General features: G+C 66.8%; 31 protein-coding genes. 15 read left to right on the top strand and 16 right to left on the bottom strand.

Features of this window, described 5'->3' with window-relative positions; genetic code table 11:
* The first annotated feature begins 301 nt into the window (after nucleotides 1-301).
* Nucleotides 302-769 carry a PAS domain-containing protein gene (locus WDN01_10340; protein ID MEJ0026416.1) on the top strand — a complete coding sequence of 156 codons (468 nt, stop codon included), beginning with the start codon at nucleotides 302-304 and terminating at the stop codon, nucleotides 767-769.
* Here the strand turns inward: WDN01_10340 and trxC are convergent.
* Nucleotides 766-1200 carry a thioredoxin TrxC gene (gene trxC / locus WDN01_10335; protein ID MEJ0026415.1) on the bottom strand — a complete coding sequence of 145 codons (435 nt, stop codon included), beginning with the start codon at nucleotides 1198-1200 and terminating at the stop codon, nucleotides 766-768. The two genes, WDN01_10340 and trxC, sit on opposite strands and share 4 nt — an antisense overlap.
* An 89-nt stretch (nucleotides 1201-1289) precedes the next feature.
* On the opposite strand from trxC, the gene WDN01_10330 reads away from it, so the two are divergent.
* Entirely contained in the window at nucleotides 1290-1553 is a 264-nt protein-coding gene (locus WDN01_10330) for a DUF3297 family protein (GenBank protein MEJ0026414.1), read from the top strand.
* Between the two features lie 24 nt (nucleotides 1554-1577).
* On the opposite strand, the gene WDN01_10325 is transcribed toward WDN01_10330, so the two are convergent.
* The 3 genes from WDN01_10325 to WDN01_10315 all read right to left on the bottom strand — a co-directional run bounded on the left by WDN01_10325 (nucleotide 1578) and on the right by WDN01_10315 (nucleotide 3539).
* Nucleotides 1578-2084 carry a DUF1993 domain-containing protein gene (locus WDN01_10325; protein ID MEJ0026413.1) on the bottom strand — a complete coding sequence of 169 codons (507 nt, stop codon included), beginning with the start codon at nucleotides 2082-2084 and terminating at the stop codon, nucleotides 1578-1580.
* Nucleotides 2085-2282: 198 nt separating this feature from the next.
* Nucleotides 2283-2957, bottom strand: coding sequence for a retropepsin-like aspartic protease (locus WDN01_10320; GenBank protein ID MEJ0026412.1), 675 nt, complete (start codon nucleotides 2955-2957; stop codon nucleotides 2283-2285).
* A gap of 111 nt (nucleotides 2958-3068) precedes the next feature.
* On the bottom strand, nucleotides 3069-3539 hold the full coding sequence (locus WDN01_10315) for a hypothetical protein (GenBank protein MEJ0026411.1): 471 nt from the start codon (nucleotides 3537-3539) through the stop codon (nucleotides 3069-3071).
* A 206-nt stretch (nucleotides 3540-3745) separates the two neighbouring features.
* Here WDN01_10315 and WDN01_10310 point away from each other — a divergent pair, with 206 nt between their 5' ends.
* The gene (locus WDN01_10310; GenBank protein ID MEJ0026410.1) at nucleotides 3746-4318 is read left to right on the top strand and encodes an energy transducer TonB; all 573 of its coding nucleotides are present in this window, start codon (nucleotides 3746-3748) and stop codon (nucleotides 4316-4318) included.
* Between the two features lie 78 nt (nucleotides 4319-4396).
* Here WDN01_10310 and groL read toward each other — a convergent pair whose 3' ends face one another.
* Both groL and groES read right to left on the bottom strand, forming a co-directional pair.
* Nucleotides 4397-6046 (bottom strand): chaperonin GroEL, encoded by a 1650-nt coding sequence (gene groL, locus WDN01_10305; GenBank protein MEJ0026409.1) that lies wholly within the window; start codon nucleotides 6044-6046, stop codon nucleotides 4397-4399.
* 79 nt (nucleotides 6047-6125) lie between these two features.
* Complete coding sequence (groES, locus tag WDN01_10300; protein MEJ0026408.1) at nucleotides 6126-6443, bottom strand: co-chaperone GroES; 318 nt, start codon at nucleotides 6441-6443, stop codon at nucleotides 6126-6128.
* 167 nt (nucleotides 6444-6610) lie between these two features.
* On the opposite strand from groES, the gene WDN01_10295 reads away from it, so the two are divergent.
* The gene (locus WDN01_10295) at nucleotides 6611-6970 is read left to right on the top strand and encodes a type II toxin-antitoxin system RelE/ParE family toxin (protein MEJ0026407.1); all 360 of its coding nucleotides are present in this window, start codon (nucleotides 6611-6613) and stop codon (nucleotides 6968-6970) included.
* Entirely contained in the window at nucleotides 6967-7275 is a 309-nt protein-coding gene (locus tag WDN01_10290) for a hypothetical protein (protein ID MEJ0026406.1), read from the top strand. The genes WDN01_10295 and WDN01_10290 overlap by 4 nt, the downstream gene beginning before the upstream one ends.
* A 2-nt stretch (nucleotides 7276-7277) precedes the next feature.
* Here WDN01_10290 and WDN01_10285 read toward each other — a convergent pair whose 3' ends face one another.
* The gene (locus WDN01_10285; protein MEJ0026405.1) at nucleotides 7278-7682 is read right to left on the bottom strand and encodes a helix-turn-helix transcriptional regulator; all 405 of its coding nucleotides are present in this window, start codon (nucleotides 7680-7682) and stop codon (nucleotides 7278-7280) included.
* Between the two features lie 75 nt (nucleotides 7683-7757).
* On the opposite strand from WDN01_10285, the gene WDN01_10280 reads away from it, so the two are divergent.
* Nucleotides 7758-7991 (top strand): helix-turn-helix transcriptional regulator, encoded by a 234-nt coding sequence (locus WDN01_10280; protein MEJ0026404.1) that lies wholly within the window; start codon nucleotides 7758-7760, stop codon nucleotides 7989-7991.
* A 174-nt stretch (nucleotides 7992-8165) separates the two neighbouring features.
* Here the strand turns inward: WDN01_10280 and yghU are convergent, their stop codons facing one another.
* Both yghU and WDN01_10270 read right to left on the bottom strand, forming a co-directional pair.
* Nucleotides 8166-9023 carry a glutathione-dependent disulfide-bond oxidoreductase gene (yghU, locus tag WDN01_10275; GenBank protein ID MEJ0026403.1) on the bottom strand — a complete coding sequence of 286 codons (858 nt, stop codon included), beginning with the start codon at nucleotides 9021-9023 and terminating at the stop codon, nucleotides 8166-8168.
* Between the two features lie 119 nt (nucleotides 9024-9142).
* Nucleotides 9143-9406 (bottom strand): usg protein, encoded by a 264-nt coding sequence (locus WDN01_10270; protein ID MEJ0026402.1) that lies wholly within the window; start codon nucleotides 9404-9406, stop codon nucleotides 9143-9145.
* A gap of 213 nt (nucleotides 9407-9619) precedes the next feature.
* Here WDN01_10270 and WDN01_10265 point away from each other — a divergent pair, with 213 nt between their 5' ends.
* Nucleotides 9620-10393, top strand: a complete 774-nt coding sequence (locus tag WDN01_10265) for a hypothetical protein (GenBank protein ID MEJ0026401.1) — start codon at nucleotides 9620-9622, stop codon at nucleotides 10391-10393.
* Here the strand turns inward: WDN01_10265 and WDN01_10260 are convergent.
* A complete protein-coding gene (locus WDN01_10260) occupies nucleotides 10386-10808 on the bottom strand; it encodes a DUF983 domain-containing protein (protein ID MEJ0026400.1) in 423 nt (140 codons plus the stop codon). The genes WDN01_10265 and WDN01_10260 overlap by 8 nt on opposite strands.
* 104 nt (nucleotides 10809-10912) lie before the next feature.
* Nucleotides 10913-11809: a formylglycine-generating enzyme family protein gene (locus WDN01_10255; protein ID MEJ0026399.1), complete on the bottom strand. Its 897-nt coding sequence runs from the start codon at nucleotides 11807-11809 to the stop codon at nucleotides 10913-10915.
* 153 nt (nucleotides 11810-11962) lie between these two features.
* On the opposite strand from WDN01_10255, the gene WDN01_10250 reads away from it, so the two are divergent.
* On the top strand, nucleotides 11963-12412 hold the full coding sequence (locus tag WDN01_10250; GenBank protein ID MEJ0026398.1) for a PaaI family thioesterase: 450 nt from the start codon (nucleotides 11963-11965) through the stop codon (nucleotides 12410-12412).
* A 50-nt stretch (nucleotides 12413-12462) separates the two neighbouring features.
* The gene (locus tag WDN01_10245; protein MEJ0026397.1) at nucleotides 12463-12957 is read left to right on the top strand and encodes a hypothetical protein; all 495 of its coding nucleotides are present in this window, start codon (nucleotides 12463-12465) and stop codon (nucleotides 12955-12957) included.
* 164 nt (nucleotides 12958-13121) lie between these two features.
* Here the strand turns inward: WDN01_10245 and WDN01_10240 are convergent, their stop codons facing one another.
* Both WDN01_10240 and WDN01_10235 read right to left on the bottom strand, forming a co-directional pair.
* Nucleotides 13122-14153: a histone deacetylase family protein gene (locus WDN01_10240; protein ID MEJ0026396.1), complete on the bottom strand. Its 1032-nt coding sequence runs from the start codon at nucleotides 14151-14153 to the stop codon at nucleotides 13122-13124.
* Entirely contained in the window at nucleotides 14150-14989 is an 840-nt protein-coding gene (locus WDN01_10235) for a DMT family transporter (protein ID MEJ0026395.1), read from the bottom strand. Before WDN01_10235 ends, WDN01_10240 begins: the two co-directional genes overlap by 4 nt.
* 66 nt (nucleotides 14990-15055) lie before the next feature.
* Between WDN01_10235 and WDN01_10230 the strand changes: the two genes are divergently transcribed.
* The 3 genes from WDN01_10230 to ald all read left to right on the top strand — a co-directional run bounded on the left by WDN01_10230 (nucleotide 15056) and on the right by ald (nucleotide 18225).
* Nucleotides 15056-16189: a DSD1 family PLP-dependent enzyme gene (locus WDN01_10230; GenBank protein ID MEJ0026394.1), complete on the top strand. Its 1134-nt coding sequence runs from the start codon at nucleotides 15056-15058 to the stop codon at nucleotides 16187-16189.
* A 99-nt stretch (nucleotides 16190-16288) separates the two neighbouring features.
* On the top strand, nucleotides 16289-16828 hold the full coding sequence (locus WDN01_10225; protein ID MEJ0026393.1) for a hypothetical protein: 540 nt from the start codon (nucleotides 16289-16291) through the stop codon (nucleotides 16826-16828).
* A 278-nt stretch (nucleotides 16829-17106) separates the two neighbouring features.
* Nucleotides 17107-18225, top strand: a complete 1119-nt coding sequence (gene ald, locus WDN01_10220; GenBank protein ID MEJ0026392.1) for an alanine dehydrogenase — start codon at nucleotides 17107-17109, stop codon at nucleotides 18223-18225.
* Nucleotides 18226-18237: 12 nt separating this feature from the next.
* Here the strand turns inward: ald and WDN01_10215 are convergent, their stop codons facing one another.
* Both WDN01_10215 and WDN01_10210 read right to left on the bottom strand, forming a co-directional pair.
* Nucleotides 18238-18612: a lysozyme inhibitor LprI family protein gene (locus tag WDN01_10215; GenBank protein MEJ0026391.1), complete on the bottom strand. Its 375-nt coding sequence runs from the start codon at nucleotides 18610-18612 to the stop codon at nucleotides 18238-18240.
* A complete protein-coding gene (locus WDN01_10210; GenBank protein MEJ0026390.1) occupies nucleotides 18609-19376 on the bottom strand; it encodes an SDR family oxidoreductase in 768 nt (255 codons plus the stop codon). The genes WDN01_10215 and WDN01_10210 overlap by 4 nt, the downstream gene beginning before the upstream one ends.
* Before the next feature lie 120 nt (nucleotides 19377-19496).
* Between WDN01_10210 and WDN01_10205 the strand changes: the two genes are divergently transcribed.
* The 3 genes from WDN01_10205 (at nucleotide 19497) to WDN01_10195 (ending at nucleotide 21520) form a co-directional block, all read left to right on the top strand.
* The gene (locus WDN01_10205) at nucleotides 19497-20150 is read left to right on the top strand and encodes an OmpA family protein (protein MEJ0026389.1); all 654 of its coding nucleotides are present in this window, start codon (nucleotides 19497-19499) and stop codon (nucleotides 20148-20150) included.
* A 102-nt stretch (nucleotides 20151-20252) separates the two neighbouring features.
* Nucleotides 20253-20972 carry a hypothetical protein gene (locus tag WDN01_10200; GenBank protein MEJ0026388.1) on the top strand — a complete coding sequence of 240 codons (720 nt, stop codon included), beginning with the start codon at nucleotides 20253-20255 and terminating at the stop codon, nucleotides 20970-20972.
* A 77-nt stretch (nucleotides 20973-21049) separates the two neighbouring features.
* The gene (locus WDN01_10195) at nucleotides 21050-21520 is read left to right on the top strand and encodes an OmpA family protein (GenBank protein MEJ0026387.1); all 471 of its coding nucleotides are present in this window, start codon (nucleotides 21050-21052) and stop codon (nucleotides 21518-21520) included.
* Nucleotides 21521-21664: 144 nt separating this feature from the next.
* Here WDN01_10195 and WDN01_10190 read toward each other — a convergent pair whose 3' ends face one another.
* On the bottom strand, nucleotides 21665-22177 hold the full coding sequence (locus WDN01_10190; protein MEJ0026386.1) for a glutathione peroxidase: 513 nt from the start codon (nucleotides 22175-22177) through the stop codon (nucleotides 21665-21667).
* Between the last annotated feature and the right edge of the window lie 91 nt (nucleotides 22178-22268).

Below are 22268 nucleotides of genomic sequence, written 5' to 3'. Positions count from 1 at the left end.
TCCTAGACTTTTCTCTTGACCGCAGGTTGCAATGTCCGATATCTAAAGTTTTGTCTGTATAAAGACTTACAGACCGATATTTTATGCGGGATAGCCGGGGTATTCATGGATGCCTGGGCGAATGTTCGTCCGCAAATCGAGAAAACCCGACCTTTATCGGGTTGGCATGCGGAGGGCGTCAAGCGGCGGCGTGCAGAAGAGCTGAGTCCCTTGCCAGCAACTTCCGCTCTGGCTGCTCTTTCTGTGCGCCGCTCTTGTCAATCCGGGTGTCGCGGGGGCCGCGAAATTTGCGATCGAGGGAATGACGAACGCGCAGAAAATCCAAAGCCTCGGCACACAGACCCACGCGCTTCCGCCCGCCCTTCAATCGCTGATCTCCTGCTGGCTGCAAAAATGCGGCGGCCGGCCGATGCCGTGGCGGGAGAGTCTGCCGGTCCAGGAACTGAAGCCCTGGCTGGGCCATCTCGCCCTGATCGAGGTCGTGGACGAAAGCCGCTTTCGCCTGCGCCTTTCGGGCACCCATCTGATCCGGCGTTTCGGCCGGGAGGCGACGGGGCGCGACGTCGACGAACTCGCCGACGACATCAGGCGGCAGTTGCGCGCGATCCTGCGGGCGACGATCAGGGGAGGTGCGCCGGTCGTCGCGAACTCGTCCGTCCCGCTCGGACGCGCGACCGATTGGTACTGCGAGGTGGCGCTGCCGCTGGCTGGCCCCGGCGGCGGTCTGAGCGCCGTGCTGTTCTGCAGCTATCCGGTGAAGCGGGTCTAGGCGGGCAGGTGCTGTTCGATCCAGCGGTTGAGTTCGCTCGGCGGCAGCGCGCCCGACATCCGCGCGATTTCCTTGCCGCGGTGCATCAGGACGAGCGTGGGAATGGAGCGGACGCCGAACCGCGCCGACAGCGCGCCCTCGGCGTCGGAATCGACCTTGGCGAGGCGCGCCCGCGGCTCGAACAGCGCCGCGGCCTTCTCGAAGCCCGGCGCCATCATCCGGCACGGCCCGCACCATTCGGCCCAGAAATCGACGAGCAGCGGCAGGTCGGCGCCGGCGTGACGGTCGAACCGCGCCGCGGTCAGGGCGAGCGGACGGCCGTCGAACAGCGGCTTGTGGCAATGCCCGCAGCGCGCCTCCGCGGCGGGGCGCGCCACTGGCACGCGGTTGGCGGTGTCGCAACGCGGGCAGGGGACGATCCGGGCTTCCATGCCTGGGGAAATGGCCATCGCGGCGCGCGGTTGCAATCCCGCTCCGCCCCCGCAATATGCACGCCGCAAATCGCAAAGCCCGACACACCATGGCCGACACACCGCCCGACCGCCTGTCCACGGATCCGCGCAGCCAATATTACGACCGCGAGCTCCTCGAGCGCGGCGTGGGCATCCGCTTCAACGGCCAGGAAAAGACCAATGTCGAGGAATACTGCGTCAGCGAAGGCTGGGTGCGGCTGGCCGTCGGCAAGACGGTCGACCGCCATGGCCGGCCGATGACGATCAAATACACGGGAACCGTGGAACCCTATCTCCAGGGCCCGGCGGACGGCGCCCCCGAAGAGGCATAGGCGCCGCCGCGCGAGGCCTGGCGCTCAGGCGCCGCCGAGAAAATCCGTCTTGCCGATCTTGATGCCCTTGTGCCGCAGCAGCGCATAGGCGGTCGTCACATGGAACAGGAAGTTCGGCAGCGCGAAGCCAGCCAGGAAGTCGCGGCCGGTGAATTTCATCTCGCCGCTGGGGAATTTGAGCACGACCTCGCGGTCCTCGGCGCCGGCGAGTTGGTCCGGCTTGATCGTCTCCAGGAAGGCGATGGTCTTCTGCAGCCGCGCGTGCAGCTCGGGGAAGGTGGTCTCGGTGTCCGGCATGCTCGGCGCCGTAACGCCGGCGAGGCGCGCGGCGGCGCTCTTGGCCGCGTCCGACGCCAGCTGGATCTGGCGCGGGAAGGGGTGCATGTCGGGCGCCAGCCGTGCGTCGAGAAGCTCGCTGAGCGGCAGGTCGTCGGCCTTGGCCTGCGCCACCGCCTTGTCGAGGATCTTCGACAGGCTGGTCAGGCTGCGGATCATCACCGGAATGGATGCGTCATAGATCGTATAGGCCATAAAGCCCTCGCTTTGAATATTTCCGGGCGGACGGAACGCCTCTTTGGGGCTTCCGGCAAGACTTGAATTCGCCTGCCATCGGCCAGTGCCGGGAATTTACGCGCGAACGCAGACCGACACATATCCGCGTCGGGGGTTGAGGTGACGAACTATCCTGCCTTGCGATTGCGGGTTTTACCGTGGCGATGGCCGCCGGCCCTATTCGCTGTACTGGCCGGAAAGGCCGTCGTCGTCGGTTTCGCCGGGACTTGCCTTCGCCGGCGGATGGCGGATGTGCCCGCCGTGACCGCTCGAGATCTGCGCCACGGTCGGGGGGCCGGAATTGTCGGCCGGGCCGGCATGCGGCGCCGGCACGGGGCGGTTGCCGCCGCGGGCGACGCGCGGCGCGGGATCGCTGGGCGGGCCGTTCAGCACCAGGGCGTGGCGCCCATTGTCGAGAGACCAGGAGCGGAAGCGCTCCAGGAAGCTCTGCCCCAGAAGCGCGCTGCTTTCGTCGCCGCCGATGCTGGCGTTGACGTCGTGCACGACGATATTGCCGACCTTCAGCGTGCGGATGCGGACGACGCGCCCGCGCTCGGTCGATCCGTCCGCGAGCGTGTAGTCCTCCGTCCCCAGCATGTCGCTCTGCTGGATGGCGCCGGCATGCTGGAGCTTGCGGAACACGCTGGCGGGGATGTTCACGTCCGAGGCGCCGCTGTCGACGATGCAGTCGACCGTGACCAGCCCGTTCACCGTCACCGGCACGACATAGACGCCGCCGTCCTTCTTCATCGGGATCGAAGCCGTCGGGACCGGCGCCGGCGGCGCGGCCGCCTGTGCGGCGCCGAGCGCCAGAGCGGCCGACAAGGCGGCGGCGCATGCATGCCTGAACATCGTTCCAGCCCTCAAGCGATCCCGGAAGGATCGCGTCCCTTCGCGCGGAATATCAGTTCCGCATGCAATCTTGGCAAATCGGCGGCGAACCGGAAAGGGCCGGCCGGCGCGTTATGGCGACCGCGAGGCGGCGTGGCCCCAGCCGTCGTCGTTGCGCGGCGGGAACACGGCGCGGAACACGACGACCGGCCGCGATGCGCCGCGGATGGCGAGCGCGACCAGCGGCGCGACGATGACGCCGTCATTGCCGCACAGCCCGCTGGAGAGCGCCGGCCGCATCGAGCGCAGCCATACGAGGTCGTCCAGCGCGCGCGAGCCGTTCGACAGCCGCTCGGCGATCTCGCCCATATGCGCGGCATAGATCGCCCAGGCGCCGCCGAGCGAAGCAGCCGCCTTGCGCAGGAGTTCCGCCGCGCCCAGGGGGCTGGTAGGCACGACGGTGTAGAGGTCTTCGTTCAGCATCGAGAGGACGGCGAGCCAGCGCGTCGTCATCTTCTCGTCGCGCCTGAGCCGCGCGTCGCGCAGGGCGCGTTCGGCGTCCACGATCTTTTGCGCGAGAAAAACCACCGGATCGATCTGCATCGGCCCTATTCCCTTGCGAGGACGTTAACCGTGTGGCGCTCGATTACGCCGCCATGCGCAGTATGGACGATTCTCCGACGCGCCAAACGTCGTTGCTGTGAATTCTCGGATTTGCCTAAAAGTTTAGAGATATGTGCCGGAATGGGACGTGGAGCGGCGAACTGGGTTGCGGTTAGAGTGCCGGCCGTTTCAGGACAGGAGCAGCAGTGATCATCGTCGAGTTCGTGATTTTCGTCGTGTCGTCCGGGCTTTTCTACAGCGGGCGGTTCCGCCACCACCTCTGGGCCGTCGTGATCGCCGGCGCCATCGCGACGGGCTCCTCGCTGCTGTTCTTCTACGATCTCTACGAAAAGCTCGCGGTCCGCACCGAGGCGCCGGTCAAGGTCGTGCGACAGCTGGTGCGCGTGCCCGTGGTGCAGCACGTCTCGCAGCCGCCGGCGCTGTCCAGGCAGGAGAACTGCCGCGACGATTATCCGTTCTTCGCGCGGGTGTTCGGCCGCGAGGGCACCACCGAGCTCGCCTTCACGGTGTCGGCGGACGGCACTGTGCGCGACGTGAAGGTCGCCAAATCCAGCGGCTCGGAGGGGCTCGATGATGCGGCGGTGCATTGCGTGAGCAAGTGGCACTACCGCCCCGCGGTGAAAGACGGGCAACTGGTCGATGCGCCGATGACGGTGAAGGTGGCGTGGGGTTTGGATCAGGAGGATGCGTCGGGCAAGCCCGCTCCGGACACGCAGAAGGCGCCCGACCCGGAGAAGAAGCAGGACGCTTTTCCCTGACCGCCGCGCAAACAAAAAGGCCCGGTGTTTCCACCGGGCCTTTTCGCATTTCTCGCTAGAGCAGCGAGCAACCGGACTTTAGAAGTCCATGTCGCCCATGCCGCCGCCCATGCCGCCGCCGGGCATGCCGCCGCCGGCCGATTCCTTCTTCGGGCGATCGGCGACCATCGCCTCCGTCGTGATCAGGAGCGAAGCCACGCTCGACGCGTTCTGCAGCGCCACGCGGACCACCTTGGTCGGATCGACGATGCCGGTGTCGATCAGATCGGCATAGCCTTCGGTCTGCGCGTTGTAGCCGAAGGTCGTCGACTTCTGCTCGAGCAGCTTGCCGACCACGATGGAGGCCTCGACGCCGGCGTTCTCGACGATCTGACGGATCGGGGCCTGGATCGCGCGGCGCACGATCGCGATGCCCTGGGTCTGGTCGTCATTGTCGCCGGTGACGCCGTTGAGCGACTTGGTGGCGTAGAGCAGGGCGGTGCCGCCGCCCGGCACGATGCCTTCCTCGACCGCCGCCTTGGTGGCGTTGAGCGCGTCGTCGACGCGGTCCTTCTTCTCCTTCACCTCGACCTCGGTCGCGCCGCCGACGCGGATCACCGCAACGCCGCCGGCGAGCTTCGCCAGACGTTCCTGCAGCTTCTCCTTGTCGTAGTCGGACGTCGTTTCCTCGATCTGGGTCTTGATCTGGCCGACGCGGGCCTGGATCTCCGACTTCTTGCCGGCGCCGTCGATGATCGTGGTGTTGTCCTTGTCGATGCGGACCTTCTTGGCCGTGCCCAGCATGTTCAGCTTGACGTTCTCGAGCTTGATGCCGAGATCTTCGCTGATCACCTGGCCGCCGGTCACGATGGCGATGTCTTCCAGCATCGCCTTGCGACGATCGCCGAAGCCCGGCGCCTTGACGGCGGCAACCTTGAGGCCGCCGCGCAGCTTATTGACGACCAGGGTCGCCAGCGCTTCGCCTTCGATTTCTTCGGCGATGATGAGGAGCGGACGGCCGCTCTGCACCACGGCTTCCAGGATCGGCAGCAGGGGCTGCAGGCTGGTGAGCTTCTTCTCGTGGATAAGGATCGACGGCTCGTCGAGCTCGGCGACCATCTTGTCCGCATTGGTGATGAAGTAGGGCGAGATGTAGCCGCGGTCGAACTGCATGCCTTCGACGACGTCGAGCTCGGTGGCGAGGGACTTGGCTTCCTCGACCGTGATCACGCCTTCATTGCCGACCTTGGCCATCGCTTCGGCGATCATCTTGCCGACTTCGGTGTCGCCGTTCGCGCTGATCGTGCCGACCTGGCCGATCTCTTCGTTCGACTTGACCTTCTTGGAGCGCTTCTTGAGGTCGGCGACGACGATCTCGACCGCCTTCTCGATGCCGCGCTTCAGGTCCATCGGGTTCATGCCGGCGCTGACCGCCTTGGAGCCCTCGCGCACGATGGCGCGGGCCAGGACCGTGGCCGTCGTCGTGCCGTCGCCGGCCGCGTCGTTGGTCTTGGAGGCCACTTCGCGCACCATCTGGGCGCCCATGTTCTCGAACTTGTCGCCGAGCTCGATCTCCTTGGCCACCGTCACGCCGTCCTTGGTCGTGCGCGGGGCGCCGAAGCTCTTCTCGATCACGACGTTGCGGCCCTTCGGGCCCAGCGTCACCTGCACTGCATCGGCGAGAATGTCGACGCCGCGGAGCAGACGCTCACGCGCATCGGCGCCGAATTTTACGTCCTTGGCTGCCATGTTTGTCTCCTGAATACGGAATACGGAAAACAGGGATCAGAACGATTCCGATACCTGTATTCTGTTCTCTGGTTTCTGCTTACGCGGCCTTCTTCGTGGAGCTCTTGCGCCCCTCGAGAATGCCCATGATGTCGGATTCCTTCATGATCAGGAGATCCTCGCCCTCGACCTTGACCTCGGTGCCCGACCACTTGCCGAACAGCACGAAATCGCCCGGCTTCACTTCCGGAGCGATGCGCTTGCCCTGCTCGTCGAGCGCGCCCGGGCCGACCGAGATGACTTCGCCTTCCTGGGGCTTTTCCTGGACGGTGTCGGGGATGATGATTCCCCCGGCGGTCTTCTGTTCCTCTTTCACGCGACGGACGACCACGCGGTCGCCAAGCGGACGGAATTTCATGCGTCTTGCTCCCTAAATTGTTGAAACATAAGAGGATCTCGGAAATGGCAGCACTCGCCCTTAGGGAGTGCCAAGCCATCTGAGCGGGTATTTAGGGGTCTGCGGCGAGGGCGTCAAGGGGCGCCGCCCGTTCTGGACATAGCTACGGAAATCCCGTATAAAACGATGTGCAGACGGTCGTCGAAACGCCCGCGTTCCAGAGATCGGCCGCGCAAGCCGGAATGGCCGAACAGGAAATCGCGCGCCTGATCGACCATCTGGCGGCGCACCCGGAGGCGGGCGACGAGATCAAGGGCACCGGCGGCTGTCGCAAGGTTCGCGTTGCCGGGTGCGGAAAGGGAAAGAGCGGCGGTTACCGGGTGATCACGTTCTTCTCGGGACCCGCGATCCCACTCTTTCTGTTCTATGCCTATTCGAAGGCGGACCGGGACGATCTGGACGGCGCCCAGCGGAATGCGTTGCGCGCGATCACCAAGGAAATCGCGACCACTTACGGCCGCCCAAGGCCCGTGCGGAGACGGATATGACGAAGCGGAAGACGCAGTCGGTGTTTGACGGCATCATGACGGGCGCAAAGGAGGCCCTTGCCTTCGCGCAGGGCGAGGCGGATGCGTCCCGATACAACGTCCACATCCCCGACGATCTCGACGTCAAGGCGATCCGTGAGTCGACCGGATTGACGCAGGCGGCATTCGCCCGGCGCTTCGGCTTCAACCTGGCGCGTTTGCGGGATCTGGAGCAGAAGCGCACGCATCCCGACTCGGTGGTCCGGGCCTATCTGCTGGTGATCCAGCGCAATCCCGATGCCGTCCGCGACGCGCTCGCCGCCTGACGTCATTCGCCGCCGATCATCGCGCGGACGATCTCGACCACGGCGCGGCGGCGGTTCGCGGCCACGAGCCGCGGAAACAGGCCGACCAGCGCCAGGCCTTCCTCCGTTTCGATCATCCGCTCGAAGGCGGACGACGCGTCGGCGGCCGGCCTGCCGCTTGCCCCGGCCGGCATTCCGTCGAAGAACGCCGACACCGAGACCGACAGAAGCGCTGCGATCTCGAACAGCTTGGACGCGCTGACGCGGTTGATGCCGCTTTCGTATTTCTGAAGCTGCTGCATGGTCACGCCGATGTCGATGGCGAGGGTCTTCTGCCGGATGCCCTGCGCGACCCGGCGGGCGCGGATGCGGGCTCCGATGTGGCGGTCGATGGCGCCGACCTTGCGCTTCCGGGCTAAATCTCTCATCGCGTGTAGCTAACCCGCAGTAATCATAACCAGTAGTAAGTAGTGCGGTTTGGGCGCGACCGAAACATTCGCGGCGTGCAGAAGGATCGCGACCTCGTCGCGTTGGGCCGTGAAATACGGCGCCATCGCAACGCCAAAAAGCTCAGCCAGGAAAAGCTGGCCGAGCTCGCAAACCTCAGCAGCATCTATATCGGCTTCGTCGAACGCGCCGAACGTAGCGCGAGCCTGGCGACGCTGTTTAAGATTTCCCGCGCGCTCGGGCTGCATCCATCTGAATTGCTGCGCGACATGCGCTGGAGCGGCCGTTAGCGACGCGCGCCGATGGTCCGCAATGAAAAATGGTTGTCATGGCCCGCGAATGCGGGCCACCCAGGTGACGCTTGGTATCTGCGCAAGGGTTCAACTGGGTCCGCCGCATTCGCGGCGGATGACACCTGATTGTGTGCGGCTCTCGCCGTTGCGCGGAACGTATTCGACTCGCTTCTAATCCAGCACCTTGCCGTCGAAGTCGCTGGCGTCGTGGCGCTCGACCACCTGGCCGTCCACGGGGCCGAAGGCGCGGTTGACGGCGCGGCCGCGCTTCACGGCGGGCCGTGCCGCGATCTGGTCGACCCAGCGGATGACATGGGTGTATTCCTGCACCGACAGGAACTCGCCGGCATTGTAGGCCGCGCCTTTGATGACCGAGCCGTACCACGGGAAGATCGCGATGTCGGCGATGGTGTATTCGTCGCCCGCGAAATATTCGTGATCGGCGAGATGGCGGTTCAGCACGTCGAGCTGGCGCTTGGTCTCCATCGCGAAGCGGTCGATGGCGTATTCGATCTTGACCGGCGCATAGGCATAGAAATGCCCGAAGCCGCCGCCGACATAAGGCGCGCTGCCCATCTGCCAGAACAGCCAGTTGAACGTCTCGGTGCGCTTCACGCCGCTCCGGGGCAGGAAGGCGCTGTCGAATTTCTCGGCGAGATGCACCAGGATCGAGGCGGACTCGAACACCCGCGTCGGCGGGTTGGTGGTGTGGTCGGCCAGCGCCGGGATCTTCGAATTCGGATTGAGCGCGACGAAGCCCGAACCGAACTGGTCGCCCTTGCCGATATTGATCAGCCAGGCGTCGTATTCCGCGCCCTTGTGGCCGGCCGCCAGCAGCTCCTCGAACATGATCGTCACCTTCACGCCGTTGGGCGTGCCCAGCGAATAGAGCTGGAAGGGATGCTTGCCGATCGGCAGCACCTTCTCATGCGTCGGCCCGGCGATCGGCCGGTTGATGTTGGCGAACTGCCCGCCGCTCGGCTTGTCCCAGGTCCAGACTTTCGGCGGCGTATAGGGGGCGTCGGTCATCGGCAGGCTCCGTGGATGGTCGCTGCCGGCGACTTTGCTGCGGCTGGCGCGCGGGCGCAACAGCGGGTGCCGCGCCCCCGTCCCGCGGTCCCGTACCTTGAAACGGCGATGTTGCGCCCTTAGTGCAGGGCGAATTCGCCGCCGACGAGTTTCAGCTCCGCATCGCTGATCAGCCCGCGCGAGGCGACGCGCACCTGGAAGAGTTTGCCCTCGATCGAGGTTTCCCAGAAGCGCAGGAATTTGTTGAGCACGGGAAAGCGCGGCGCGATGTCGAGGTCCTGCCAGACGAAGGTCTGAAGCATCGCGGGATGGTCGGGCAGGCGATAGACGATCTCCGCGGTGGTCAGGCGATAGCCGCGAAGACGGGACTCGAGATTGCTCATCATAACCCCTTCGATCTTTGCTCCGTTATGCCCGTCCTCTTTGCGTTTCCCGATCCTGTCACATCATTGTTAAACGCAGGATGAAGCGGTTCGGTGCATCTTGTCGAGCGTCGCGTTCGGCAGCACTCCGCGGCCGCGAGTGCTTGAAAGCGCGGCCCGTCCGGCGCAGCATCGCCCGCGGGGGCGTCGCGAAAGGGATACTGTCGAAGCCGCATGCCCGCCCGGTTCACGATCGAGAATGGACGAGCGCTGCTGGGCGCGGGCATCGCCTATATCGAAGGCGATGGACGGGGGCTTGCGGTCTCGCTGGCGCTGCACGGCCTGTTCGCGGCGCTGGTGTTGCTGATGATGCTGCATCGGACCGCGCCGCCGGCGGCTTCGCCGCCGCATGTCGTGCCGATCGACGTCATCCGCCTGGGCGAGGAGACGACCGCACTGCCCGCGCCGGTGAAGGCGAAGATCCCGCGCCCCTTCGCGCCGCGCACCGCCGCGCGCGAGCCGGCCTCGGCGAACCGCCCCGAAGGCACCTCGGCGGTCGGCAGAAAGCCGCTGCCCGACGATCTCGAGACCAAGCTGAATTCGCTCGCCCGCCTGCGCCAGCCGCAGAGCAACACCAGGCCGCTGGAGACGCCCGCGGCGGAGGAAGCCGCCAGCAGCAACGACGCGGCGCCGGGCAACCAGGCGGCCTATGCGGTGCGCGACCTCATCCGCGCTCAGGTCGTGCGCAAATGGAATTTCGACGTGACCGCGCTCGGCGGCCGCGGCTTCATCGTCGCGCTGCGCATCGTCGTCCTGAAGAACGGCACGGTGGCGAGCGCGGAGATCCTCGACCGCGAGCGCTACACGCGCGACGCGCTCTACCGCGACATCGCGCTCAGCGCGCGCAACGCGGTGCTGCTGTCGTCGCCTTTGACGCTGCCGGCCGGCGCGATCGATTACAGCATGGAAGTGACGTTGAACCTGAACCCGCGCGATACGCTCAGATAGTCGCCGCGGCGGCGAGCAGGTCGCGGCAGCGCTTGGCGGGGGCGAAGCCTTCCATCCCCTGCTGCCACTGGAACGCGACGACCGCGCCCTTCACCGGCTGGATCAGCCCCAGCGCCAGCCCCAATGTCAGCGGCGTCCAGAGGAGCGCATGCACCCATAGCGGCGGCGAGAACGTCGCCTCCACGGCCAGCGCCAGCGCCACCACGACATGGCCGACGATCACGATCACCAGATAGGCCGGAAAATCGTCGGCGCGCTGATGGTACAGCTCCTCGCCGCAGGCCGGACAGATGTCGGTCACTTTCAGGAAGGCCCGGAACATCCGGCCTTCGCCGCATTTGGGACAACGGCCGCAGAGCCCGCGGATCACGGGCTCGGCCTTTAGCTCCTGGAGCTTCGACGTCAGCGCGTTCATGGCGACGGAAATAGTACCGCGCCGCCGACCGGACAATGAACGGCGTCGCACATGCCGCAGGGTCCGATGTCGCAGTTCCACCGTCCGAGAGGGGAGGCGATTCCCTAAGGCAGCGTCCGCGCCACGCGGAATCCGGCCAGGCTCGAATAGTCGTATTCGCCCGTCACCGCCGGTGCGCCGGTCCGCGCCGCCGAGCGCACGAACACCGGCACATTGTCCCACGAGCCGCCGCGCAGCACGTGCCGCGTGCAGTCGCCGCCGTTCGTCCACGCCGAGCCGTCGCGCGGCGCGCCGACATAGCTCGGATGCCAGCAATCCGCCGTCCACTGCCAGGCATTGCCGAGCATGCCGAAAAGGCCGAACGGATTGGCGGCGAAGCTGTCGACCTCGGTCAGCACCCGCGCGTCGGAGGTGCTGCCGCAGCCGTTGCAATTGGCGTTGCCGGCGCCGAGGTCGTCGCCCCACCAGCGCGCCGTCGCGGTGCCGCCGCGCGCGGCATATTCCCATTCCGCCTCGGTCGGCAGGCGATAGGGGCCGGTGCGGCCGGCAAGCTGCGGCCGTGCCGTCTTCACCGTCGCATTGAGCCAGTCGACATAGGCCTGCGCGTCCTTCCATTCCAGGCACACGGCGGGCCAGCGCGGCGGCTCGACCTCGGCCGGCGGCCGCGGCAGCCCCCCGGCCGCCGATTGCCAGCGCAGGTTCAGGATCGAATTGCACGGCGCCGGCTTGTAGCCCGTCTCCCGGAGGAAGCGCAGGAACTCCTCGCTCGTCACGTCGAACTTGCCGAGCGCGAAGGCGCGCACCGAAACGGCGTGCTGCGGTCCCTCATTGTCGAAATGACCCGGCTCGCTCGGCGGGCTGCCCATCGTGAAGCTGCCGGCCGGAATGCCGACCATCACCGGACAGCCGGGGCACTCCTGGAATTCGCGGTCCTTGTGTTCCTCGGCACGCGCCCCGCTCCACGAGACGACGAGCAGCAGGAGGAGAAGAACGCGTTTCAAGATATGGGGTGCGCCGGGGTTTGCCTGACCGAACGTAAGTTTGCGCGCCGAGCCTGGCAAGCCGCGCGGTCATGGTGACGCAAATGTGAGCCGCGATGTTGTGCGCGTCCACAATCGCCGCCACAGTGCGTCAACCGCTATCCAAGGCTTCCCATGTCCATTCCCGAAGGCTTCCGGCCGTTCCGGTTCAACACCGGCTTCATCGAGGCGATCGGTCCGCTCTACGGCAAATGGGACGGCGAGACGCTGGCGATGGGCTTCCGTGTCGAGATGCGCCACTGCAATCCCGGCCAGGTCGCGCATGGCGGCATGCTCGCGACCTTCGCCGACATGTTCATCCCGATCGGCGCGCGCGTGCAGGGCAAGGCCGATGTCGGCTTCGCGCCGACCGTGAACCTGACGCTCGATTTCATCGCGCCGGCGAAGCTCGGGTCCTGGGTCGAGGGAAGGGCGGAATTCCTGCGCGCCGGCAAGAGCCTGTTCTTCGCGCAGGGCACGGCGACGGCCGACGGCGTCTTGTGCCTGCGGGCGAGCGGGATCTTCAAGGTGACGGCGGCCATGGGCATCGTTCCGACGCCCGAAGCGATGTTCGCGGACGCCTGACCCCTGCGCGGTTTTGCGCGCACGGCACCTTCGGGCATAATCGGCGCGCCATGACGGACCCCACCTTGCCGCCGCCGACCAATGCCGACACGCGCTGGAAGTTCATCCGCGACGTCGCGGTCTTCGAGGCGAAGCTCGCGCTCAACAACCTGCACAATTTCTTCCAGATTCCGCTGACGCTGGCGGTCGCGGCGTTCGACCTGGTGGTGCGGGGCAAGACCGAGGGCGAGCGCTTCTACAAGATGGTGGAGATGGGCCGCACCATCGACGATTCCATCGACATCTATTCCATCGTCGCGCACCGCGAGCGCGTCCTGAACAAGGATTTCACGGTCGACGCGGTGATCGGCAAGGTCGAGGCGGTGATCCTGCGCGAGTTCGAGAAGGGCGGCACCGCCGCCAGCATGAAGCAGGCGGTCGACCGGGCGATCGACGAGATGCAGGCCAAGACCGGCGACGCCGCCGCGAAGGCCGCCGACGCCGCCAAGGCCGCGGCCGACAAGCTGCACGAGAAGATGCGGAAAATGGGCGGCGACGCGCCTTAGGCGCGTTTCGTTTCGAAATCACTCACACAAAAGTCTTCATTGCCCGGCCCACGCTGTCGTTAGCCTGTCCGGGCAACCCATTTTTCTCGTTGCCAAATCGGGTCGCCCGCATGAAGCGGGCGATGACGACCTGTTTGAATGATTCAATTCCCGGCAAGACTGCCCTAACCGCCCTCGAAGCCTTCGAGCACGTTGACCGTGATCCGCGCCAGTGCATCCAGGTTATAGCCGCCCTCGAACTGGAACAGGGTCGGCAGGCCCAGCGCCGCGATCCGCTCGCCCAGGCGCAGATAGTCCGCCGCCGCCAGCTTGAACTTCGAGATCGGATCGGCCTCGAACGTATCGAGCCCCAGCGACACCAGCAGCACGTCCGGCCCGAACGCCGCGATCCGCTTCGCCGCCGCGTCCAGCGCCTCGCCGTAACGGTCCCACGCCGCGTACATCGGCAGGGGCAGGTTCAGATTCGCGCCCTCGCCGCCGCCCGCGCCGGTCTCGTCCGCGAAGCCCAGGAAATGCGGATAGGCGAAAGTCGGATCGCCGTGGATGGAACAGAACAGCACGTCGCCGCGGCCGTAGAAGATGCTCTGCGTGCCGTTGCCATGATGATAGTCGACGTCGAGGATCGCGGGCTTCAGGCCCTGGTCCGCGAACCACTGTGCCGCGATGGCGATGTTGTTGAGATAGCAATAGCCGCCGAACACGTCGGCGCTCGCATGATGGCCCGGCGGCCGCGCCAGCGCGAAGGCGGACCGCGCGCCGCTCCCGATCTCCGCCGCCGCCGACAGCGCGCAATTCACCGCCGCCAGCGTCGCGCGCCAGGTGCCCTTCAGGATCGGCGTCGCGGTGTCGAAGGCATAGCTGCCGAGCCGCGACTCGACATCGCCCTCGAAACGGTCGCGCATCCCGCGCGCGGGCCAGGCGGAGGGAATCGCCGCCGGCGCTTCCTCGCCATACTGCTTGCGCCACAGATCGCTCGCCTCGCCGAGGAACTTGACCAGCCCCGCATCGTGCACCCGCGCGATCGGCGTCCTGCCGAAATCGATGGGCGCCAGGATCGGCCCGATCTTCCGCCGCTCGGCCTCGGCCTTCACGCGCTCCACCCGCGCCGGCACTTCCACGGCCGGATGCATCCGCCCGCCCTCGAACTCCTCGGGCGGCGCATGGTCGAGATGGACGGGCGAATAGAAGACCTTCATGAGCCCATCTGTAGCATGATCGCGCCGGCCGCGATCACCCCGGCGGCGAGCCAGCGGCGCAGCGTCATGTGCTCGCCCAGGAACGTCATCGCCAGCGCCGTGCCGAAGAGGACGCTGGTCTCGCGCAAGGCCGCGAGCTGCGCCGTGGCGCCGAAGCTGTAGGCCAGCATCGCCGAGCCATAGGTGGTGATCGAAAGCGCGCCCAGGAGCACGCCGAGCTTCCATTGCCGCCGCGCCTCGATCACCACCGCCCGGCCGCGGATGCCGGGCGCCGTCAGCAGCACCGAGGCGCCATGCGCCACGAAGAACCAGGCGACATAGCTCAGCGGCTCCGCCACGGCGCGGACTCCCGAGGCGTCGATCAGGGTGTAGACGCCGATGGTCAGCCCCGTGGCGAGCGCATAGGCGAGGCCCTTCAGTGCGCCGTCGCTCGCGCGATGCGACCACCCGATCGCGATCGCCCCGCCGCACACCATCACGATGCCGATCATCTCGCTGACCGGCGCGTGCTCGCGCAGGATCAGGATCGCGCCCAACGCGGTGAACAGCGGGCCGGTGCCGCGCGCCACCGGGTAGACGGCGGAAAACGCGCCGTTCTCGTACGACTTGACCAGCAGAAGCTCGTAGAGCGCATGCACGAAGGCGGTGGCGACCAGAAGCCACACCGCGATCCCGCGCGGCAGGGGCAGGAAGAACAGCGCCGGCGTCACCAGCACCGCCGAGAACACGCCGATCAGCAGTCGCATGGCGTATTTGTCTTCGGCGCGCTTGGTCAGCACATTGACGACGGCATGCACCGCGGCGGAGACGAAGATGAGAACGAGCGCGAAGGTCACGCATCGACCTTATCTTGGCGCGGCATTCGCGCAATACTGCCGCCGCATCGCCACCCCAAGGGAAACATGAAAGCTCTGAACGAAGATCTCGTCGGCGTCGCCGGCGGCGCGGCCCGGCTGCAGACGCCGGCCCTCGTCATCGACCTGGACGTCCTCGAACGCAATCTCGCGCACATGGTCGCCCATGCGAAGCGTGCGGGCATCGGCCTTCGTCCTCACGCCAAGACCCACAAATCGGTCGAGATCGCCCGGCGCCAGATCGCGGCCGGCGCGAACGGCGTGTGCTGCGCCAAGCTCGGCGAAGCCGAAGCGCTGGCCGATGGCGGCATCGAATCGATCCTCATCACCTCGCCCGTGGTGACCGAGGCCGGCATCGCGCGGCTGACGGCACTGAACGCCCGCATCCGGGATCTGATGGCGGTCTGCGACAATGCCAAGGTGGCGGCGCGGCTGGACGCGGCGGCGCGGAGCGCCGGCAAGCCGCTCAAGCTTCTCGTCGACATCGATCCGGGCATGAGCCGCACCGGCATCCGGCCGGCCGACGCACCGGCCCTCGTGGCGCAGGTCGCCGCCGCGTCCGGTCTCATCTATGGCGGACTGCAATGCTATGCGGGCCAGGTGCAGCACCTGGAATCGCCGAACGAGCGCCGCGCCGCCTCGCTCCAGGCGATGAAGGAACTCGGCGAGCTGCGCGACGCGCTGGCGCAATCGGGCCTGGCGCCCGCGATCGTCTCCGGCGGCGGCACCGGCACCTTCGACATCGATCCCGATGCGCATGTGCTGACCGAGCTTCAGGTCGGCTCCTACATCTTCATGGACCGGCAGTACAACGACGTGTGGGAGAAGCCCGGCGACCGCGTGCCGTTCGAGACCTCGCTGTTCGTGCAGACCACGGTGATCAGCGCCAACCGCCCGGGACTCGCCACCACCGATGCCGGCTTCAAATCCTTCGCGACCGATGCCGGCCAGCCGCTGCTGCAGTCCGGCGCGCCCGCCGGCGCGGTCTATTTCTTCTTCGGCGACGAGCAGGGCGGCATCTCCTATCCGAAGGACGGTCCGCTGCTCCAGCCCGGCGACGTGGTGCGCTGCGTCGTCCCGCACTGCGATCCGACGGTCAATCTCTACGACCGCTATCACGGCGTGCGCGGCGATACGCTGGAGGCGATCTGGCCGGTCGACGGGCGCGGCCGCTCGGCGTGACCCTTTTGCCGTCGTCATTCTGACAGCGGCGTTCATGTGCGGTTCAGGCGCTCGCCGTCAATCTGAGGCTCGGCAATCGATTCAGATACGAGGTAAGTCATGAAATTCTTCAAGAAGGCCGCCATCGCCGCCCTGCTTCTGGCTGGCGCGGCGACATTGACCGCGGCACCCGCCGAGGCGCGCGTGACGGTCGGCATCGGCATCGGCGGCGACTATTATGACGGCGGCTATCCGCCGGCCTATTGCGATCCCTACAGCCGCTGGTACGACCCCTATCGCTGCGAGGATTTCGACGACTACGACTACTATAACGGCCCGGTCTTCATCGACGGCATCTGGCTGAATGGCGGCTTCCGGTCGCGCTATTATGGCGGCCACCGGCAGTTCTACTACCACGGCGGCTGGCATGGCGGCTCGGGCTGGCATGGCGGCTTCCACCATGGTGGCGGCAACTGGAGCGGACACGGCGGCGGCCATGGCGGCGGCAACTGGGGCGGCGGCGGACACGGTGGCGGCCATGGCGGCGGCAACTGGGGTGGCGGCGGACACGGCGGCGGTCATGGTGGCGGCAACTGGGGCGGTGGCGGTCATGGCGGCGGACACGGCGGCGGCCATGGCGGCGGCGGACACCACCACTAACGCCTAGAACAAACGACACGGGCGGCTCTCGCGCCAGCAAGCGAGAGTCGCCCGTTTTCTTTCTCACAGACGCGGGCACGGACGCGCCGGAGCCGTTTCCGCACGCGAATCGGCGGCGGCCCCGTTCTCTGCCCGGACGGGACGCTTTTCTGAAACATTCGGTCCGCACGACGGCAAAGAGCGCAATCGGCTTCGATTGAATGTGCACCGCGCGGCCGATACGTTCCGCCTTTCTTCGCGACGGCGCCCTCTCGCGGCGCAACCCGAAAGGCCAGCCCATGCGCATCGGCGTTCCCAAGGAAATCAAGAACCACGAATACCGCGTCGGCATGACGCCGCCGGCGGTGCGCGAACTCACATCGCGCGGCCATGAGGTGTTCGTCGAGACCGAGGCCGGCGGCGGCATCGGGATCTCCGACGAGGATTACACGCGCGTCGGCGCGAAGATCCTGGCGACCGCCGACGAAGTGTTCGCCGTCGCCGACATGATCGTAAAGGTCAAGGAGCCGCAGCCGGTCGAGATCGCGCGGCTGAAGCCCGGCCAGGTGCTGTTCACCTATCTGCATCTCGCGCCCGATCCGGAGCAGACCCAGGGCCTGCTCAAGAGCGGCGCCATCTGCATCGCCTATGAGACCGTCACCGATTCGCGCGGCGGCCTGCCGCTGCTGGCGCCGATGAGCGAGGTCGCGGGCCGCATGTCGATCCAGGCCGGGGCGCATTGCCTGGAGATCGCGCAGGGCGGGCGCGGCCAGCTGCTCGGCGGCGTGCCGGGCGTGCCGGCGGCCAAGGTCGTGGTGCTCGGCGGCGGCGTGGTCGGCACCAATGCCGCGCGCATGGCGATGGGGCTGGAGGCGCATGTGATGATCCTCGACGTCTCGCTCAACCGCCTCAAGGAGCTCGACGAGCAGTTCGGCTCGCGCATGCACACGCTGTTCTCGACGCTGGACGCGATCGAGGAACAGGTGATCAGCGCCGATCTGGTGATCGGCGGCGTGCTCCTGCCCGGCGCCGCGGCCCCCAAGCTGATCACCGCCAAGATGGTGAGCCAGATGAAGAAGGGCTCGGTGATCGTCGACGTCGCCATCGACCAGGGCGGCTGCGCCGAGACCAGCCACGCCACGACCCATGCCGACCCGACCTATGTCGTGGACGGTGTGGTGCATTACGCGGTGGCGAACATGCCGGGCGCGGTGGCCCGCACCTCGACCTTCGCGCTCAACAACGCGACCTTGCCGTTCACCATCGCGCTGGCCGAGCAGGGCGCCGAAGCCGCGATGCGGCGCAACGCCCATCTGCGCGCAGGCCTCAACGTCTACAAGGGCACGATGACCTACAAGGCCGTTGCCGACGCGCAGGGCCTGCCCTGCAGGGATGCCGAGGACGTCATCGGGATGTGAGCGGCGCCGCGCCTAGAGCTGCCCGGCCTTGATCAATTTGGTCCGCTCCAGCGTCAGCGTCGTCATGCATCCCGAATAGCTCAGCGGATGCATGCTGCCGCCCTCGTTCGGCGCGCTTTCATAGGTGCATTCCGCGTCGCGGAACTTGATCCATTGGCGCTGCGCCGTCCGCAGCAGGTCGCGGTTGTGCGCGTCGAGCCCCGCCATCGCCTTGGCATAGGCCGCGTTCAGCAGCTTGTCGGCGGCGCGGTAGTCCTTGTCGGCGCAGATGTTCATATCGGTCTGCGTCATCGCGTTGTCGCAGTCGATGCCGTCCGATTCGTCGGCGCGGGACGGCGATGCGGCGAGCAGCAGCGCCGCCGCCACTCCGATCAGCAGCGTTCTCATGCCAGCGTTCCTCCGTCGATCACGATGGACTGTCCCGTCATCCACGATCCCGCCCGGGAGGCGAGGAATACCGCGGCGCCCGCAATATCGTCCGGCTCGCCCAGCCGCCGCAAGGGCGTGCCGACGCTGGAGCGCTTTTCCGCCTCCGGCGTGTCCCACAGGGCGCGGGCGAAATCGGTCTTCACCAGGCCCGGCGCGATGCAGTTGACCCGGATATTGTGCGGCCCGTTCTCCACCGCGAGATTGCGCGCGAGCTGCAGGTCCGCCGCCTTGGAGATGCAATAGGTGCCGATCACCGGCGAGCCGCGATAGCCGCCGATCGACGACACGATGATGATCGCGCCGTCCTTCTTCTCGATCATGTCGGGCAGCACCATCTGCGCCAGCCAATGGTTCGACTTGATGTTGGCGCCGAGGATCTTGTCGAAGGCCGCGTCGTCGATCTTCGACATCGGACCATAGGCCGGGTTGAGCGCCGCGTTGCACACCAGGACGTCGATGTTGCCGAGCTGCCTGCGGGTCTCGTCGACCAGCATCTGGAGCTGCTCCTTGTAGTTGATGTTCGCCGGGATCGGCACCGCGACCTTGGCGCCGCGCGCCGCGTTGATGTCGGCGGCGACCTTCTCGCAGGCGTCCGCCTTGCGGCTGGAGATCACGACCTTCGCGCCGTGCTCGGCCATGCGATGCGCGATGGCCTCGCCGATGCCCTTGGTCGAGCCGGTGATCAGCGCCACCTTTCCCGTCAGATCGAACAATGTCGTCATTTTTCCGTCCCCGTGCGTTATGGATAGCGAGGCGCCCTCTTTACCAGCGGGCGGCCTCCCGGCCAAACATCCGCCACCATCGCCGCGCGGAATCGGCGCGGGAAAAACGGAAATTCGCGCATGTCCAGGTTCAAGCTCTCGGTCGTCCTTCTGGCGCTCGGCCTTCCGGCCTGCGGCGGCGGTCCGAGGCCGATCTACGAGCCGCCGCCCCCCGGTCCCGATCGCACCGCGCGCGAGACGCCGCATGCGCCCATTGCGAGGCCGCCGGCCCGCGCCGCCGCGCCCGGCATCGTGCCTGCGGCGCCCATCCCGCCGGGTCTTGCCGGTCCGCTCATCGTGGCGCGGATCGAGCCCTATATGGATGCGCTGGAGACGGCTCTGCGCCGCCACGTCCATGCCCGCGGCCTCGTCACGGCGCGGCGGGGCAACGACATCGCCATCGTCATCGAGAACAGCCTGCTGTTCACGGAGGATGGCGGCGTCGCCGGCGACGACGTGCTCGAACCCCTGGCCGCGATCCTGCGCGGCTATGCCCACACCGCCATCGCGGTGAACGGCTATACCGACACCGCCGGTACGCCGGCGCAGAATCTGGCGCTGTCGCAGAAGCGTGCGCGCGCCGTCGCCGACGCGCTGGCGCATGAAGGCGTGCCCGCGGGTCGCATCTCCGCCCAGGGCCTGGGCGAAACCCACCTCGCCGTCATGACCGGCGATGGGAAGAAGGAACCGCGCAATCGCCGCACCGAAATCCTCATCCGGCCCTTACCGGGGTAGCGCAAAGCTACAAGCCACGCGGTAAACTTACCGCTAGTGTGCTTGCCCCGGCGGGCGTTCTCGTATGCACTGGCGCCGGCAAATCGCATCGAGGAGACGCGCATGAAATTCCGTACACTGATGATGACCGCGGCGTTCGCGTTTCTGACCGGGCCCGCGCTCGCGGCCGATGCCGCGCCGCCGGCGCCGCTGCTGGTGCGCGGCGTCATCGCGAGCTTCGACGGCAAGTCCGTCACCATCACCAGGGCGGACGGATCCTCGGTGACCGGCGCGGTCGGGCCGACCACGTTCTTCTCGGCGGTGGAGCCGCGGCGCTTCGACCAGATCAAGGCGACGGATTTCGTCGGCATCACCGCGGTGCCGGGTCCGAACGACACGCTGAAGGCCGAGGAGATCCACATCCTGCCGATCCATGTCGGGGAGGGCACCTATCCCTGGGACCATCATCCGGGCGGCCCCCAGAGCGCCGGCAGCATGACCAACGGCACCGTCGCCGTGGTGCGCAGCGCGCCGACCGTGGCGGGCAGCATGACCAACGGAACCGTCACGATGTCCGGCGGCTGGGCGCTGAAAGTGACCTATCGCGGCGCCGAAACGGTGAACGGCAAATGCGTCGGCCATGCGCCGGCGGCCGGCGGCTGCACCGGCGTCGCCGCCGTCTCGGTCACGCCCGCGACGCAGATCGTCGCCATCGTGCCGGCCAAGCCGACCGATCCCAAGCCCGGCCTGACCGTGTTCGCCAACGCCGCCACCTTGCCCGACGGCAAGATCGCGGTCGGCTCGCTGGTCCTCGAGAAGAACGGCATCAAGCCGCCGATGTAGGCCGGAGTGCCACCTTTCGGCGCGACAATCGTTTCCGATGCGAGCGGGGAAGTTCCCTAAACGCAAAGGAACCGATCATGTCGCGTATCGTGCTGGCTTCGGCCGCTTCCGTTTTGTTGCTCGCGGGCTGTGCGGACAACACCGACTACGACACCTACCCCGATAACCAGGCGCCCTGGCATATGACGCGCAACGACAGGGAGATCGACTACGAACTGCTCGATCGCGTCCTGTTCCGCAACGATTCCGCGGATCTTTCGGAGCATGCCGGCCGGGTGGTCGAGGCGCTGGCCGCGGAAGCCCGCCACCATCCCGGCGCCACCATCGTGGTCGATGGCTACACCGACACGACGGGCTCGCCCGAGCACAATCTCGACCTCAGCCATGCGCGCGCCGGCACCGTCGCGGACGCGCTGATGGAACAGGGCGTCAACGGACGGCGCATCGAGACCCATGGCTATGGCGAGACGCACCTGGCGGTGCCGACCGCCGACGAAGTGTCCGAGCCGCGCAACCGCCGCGTGGTGATCCGCCTGACGAACACGTGACCCCGGCGGCCGCCGTTCGAAGGTTCGCACTGTAAAAACTGTCATGCCCCGCGAATGCGGGGCACCCAGTTGACGCCTGCGCATTCCTCGCGGGATTTCACCTGGGTCCGCCGCATTAGCGGCGGATGACACCGAGAAGGGCGGCTACGTGGCGAGCGCCTTGTCGATTTGCGCGTTCATTTCCGCATCGTCCGGCGTCGTGCGCGAGCCGAACACGCCGGCGATGCTGCCGTCCTTGCCGATCAGGTATTTGTGGAAGTTCCACTTGGGCGCCGCGTCCTCGCCGAGTTCGCCGGCGATCCATTTGTAGAGCGGATGGGCGCCCGGGCCGATCACGTCCTCTTTCGCGGTCATCGGGAAGTCGACGCCGAATTTCGTCTCGCAGAACGTCTTGATCTCGCCCTCTGTGCCGGGTTCCTGGCTGCCGAAATTGTTCGCCGGCACGCCGAGCACGACGAGCCCCTTGTCCTTCTTCGCCGTCCACAAGGCTTCGAGCCCGGCATATTGCGGTGTCAGCCCGCACTGGCTCGCGACATTGACCACCAGGACCGTCTTGCCCTTGAAATTCGACATCGGCAGCGCCCCGCCGTCGATCGACGTGAACGAAAAATCATAGGCCGTGGTCATGTCTTCCTCCGCCAGTTGTGCAAGACGCATGGTAGCGCCCGGTCGACTGGCTGCACCAGATGCAAGGCGCTTTTAACCGCTTCTTAACCTCCGCCCGCCGCGACCTCGGCCCGTTCCATGG

The organism is Rhizomicrobium sp. (genome assembly GCA_037200985.1).
Classification (GTDB): Bacteria; Pseudomonadota; Alphaproteobacteria; order Micropepsales; family Micropepsaceae; genus Rhizomicrobium.
This window is presented reverse-complemented; position numbering and strand designations above follow the sequence as displayed.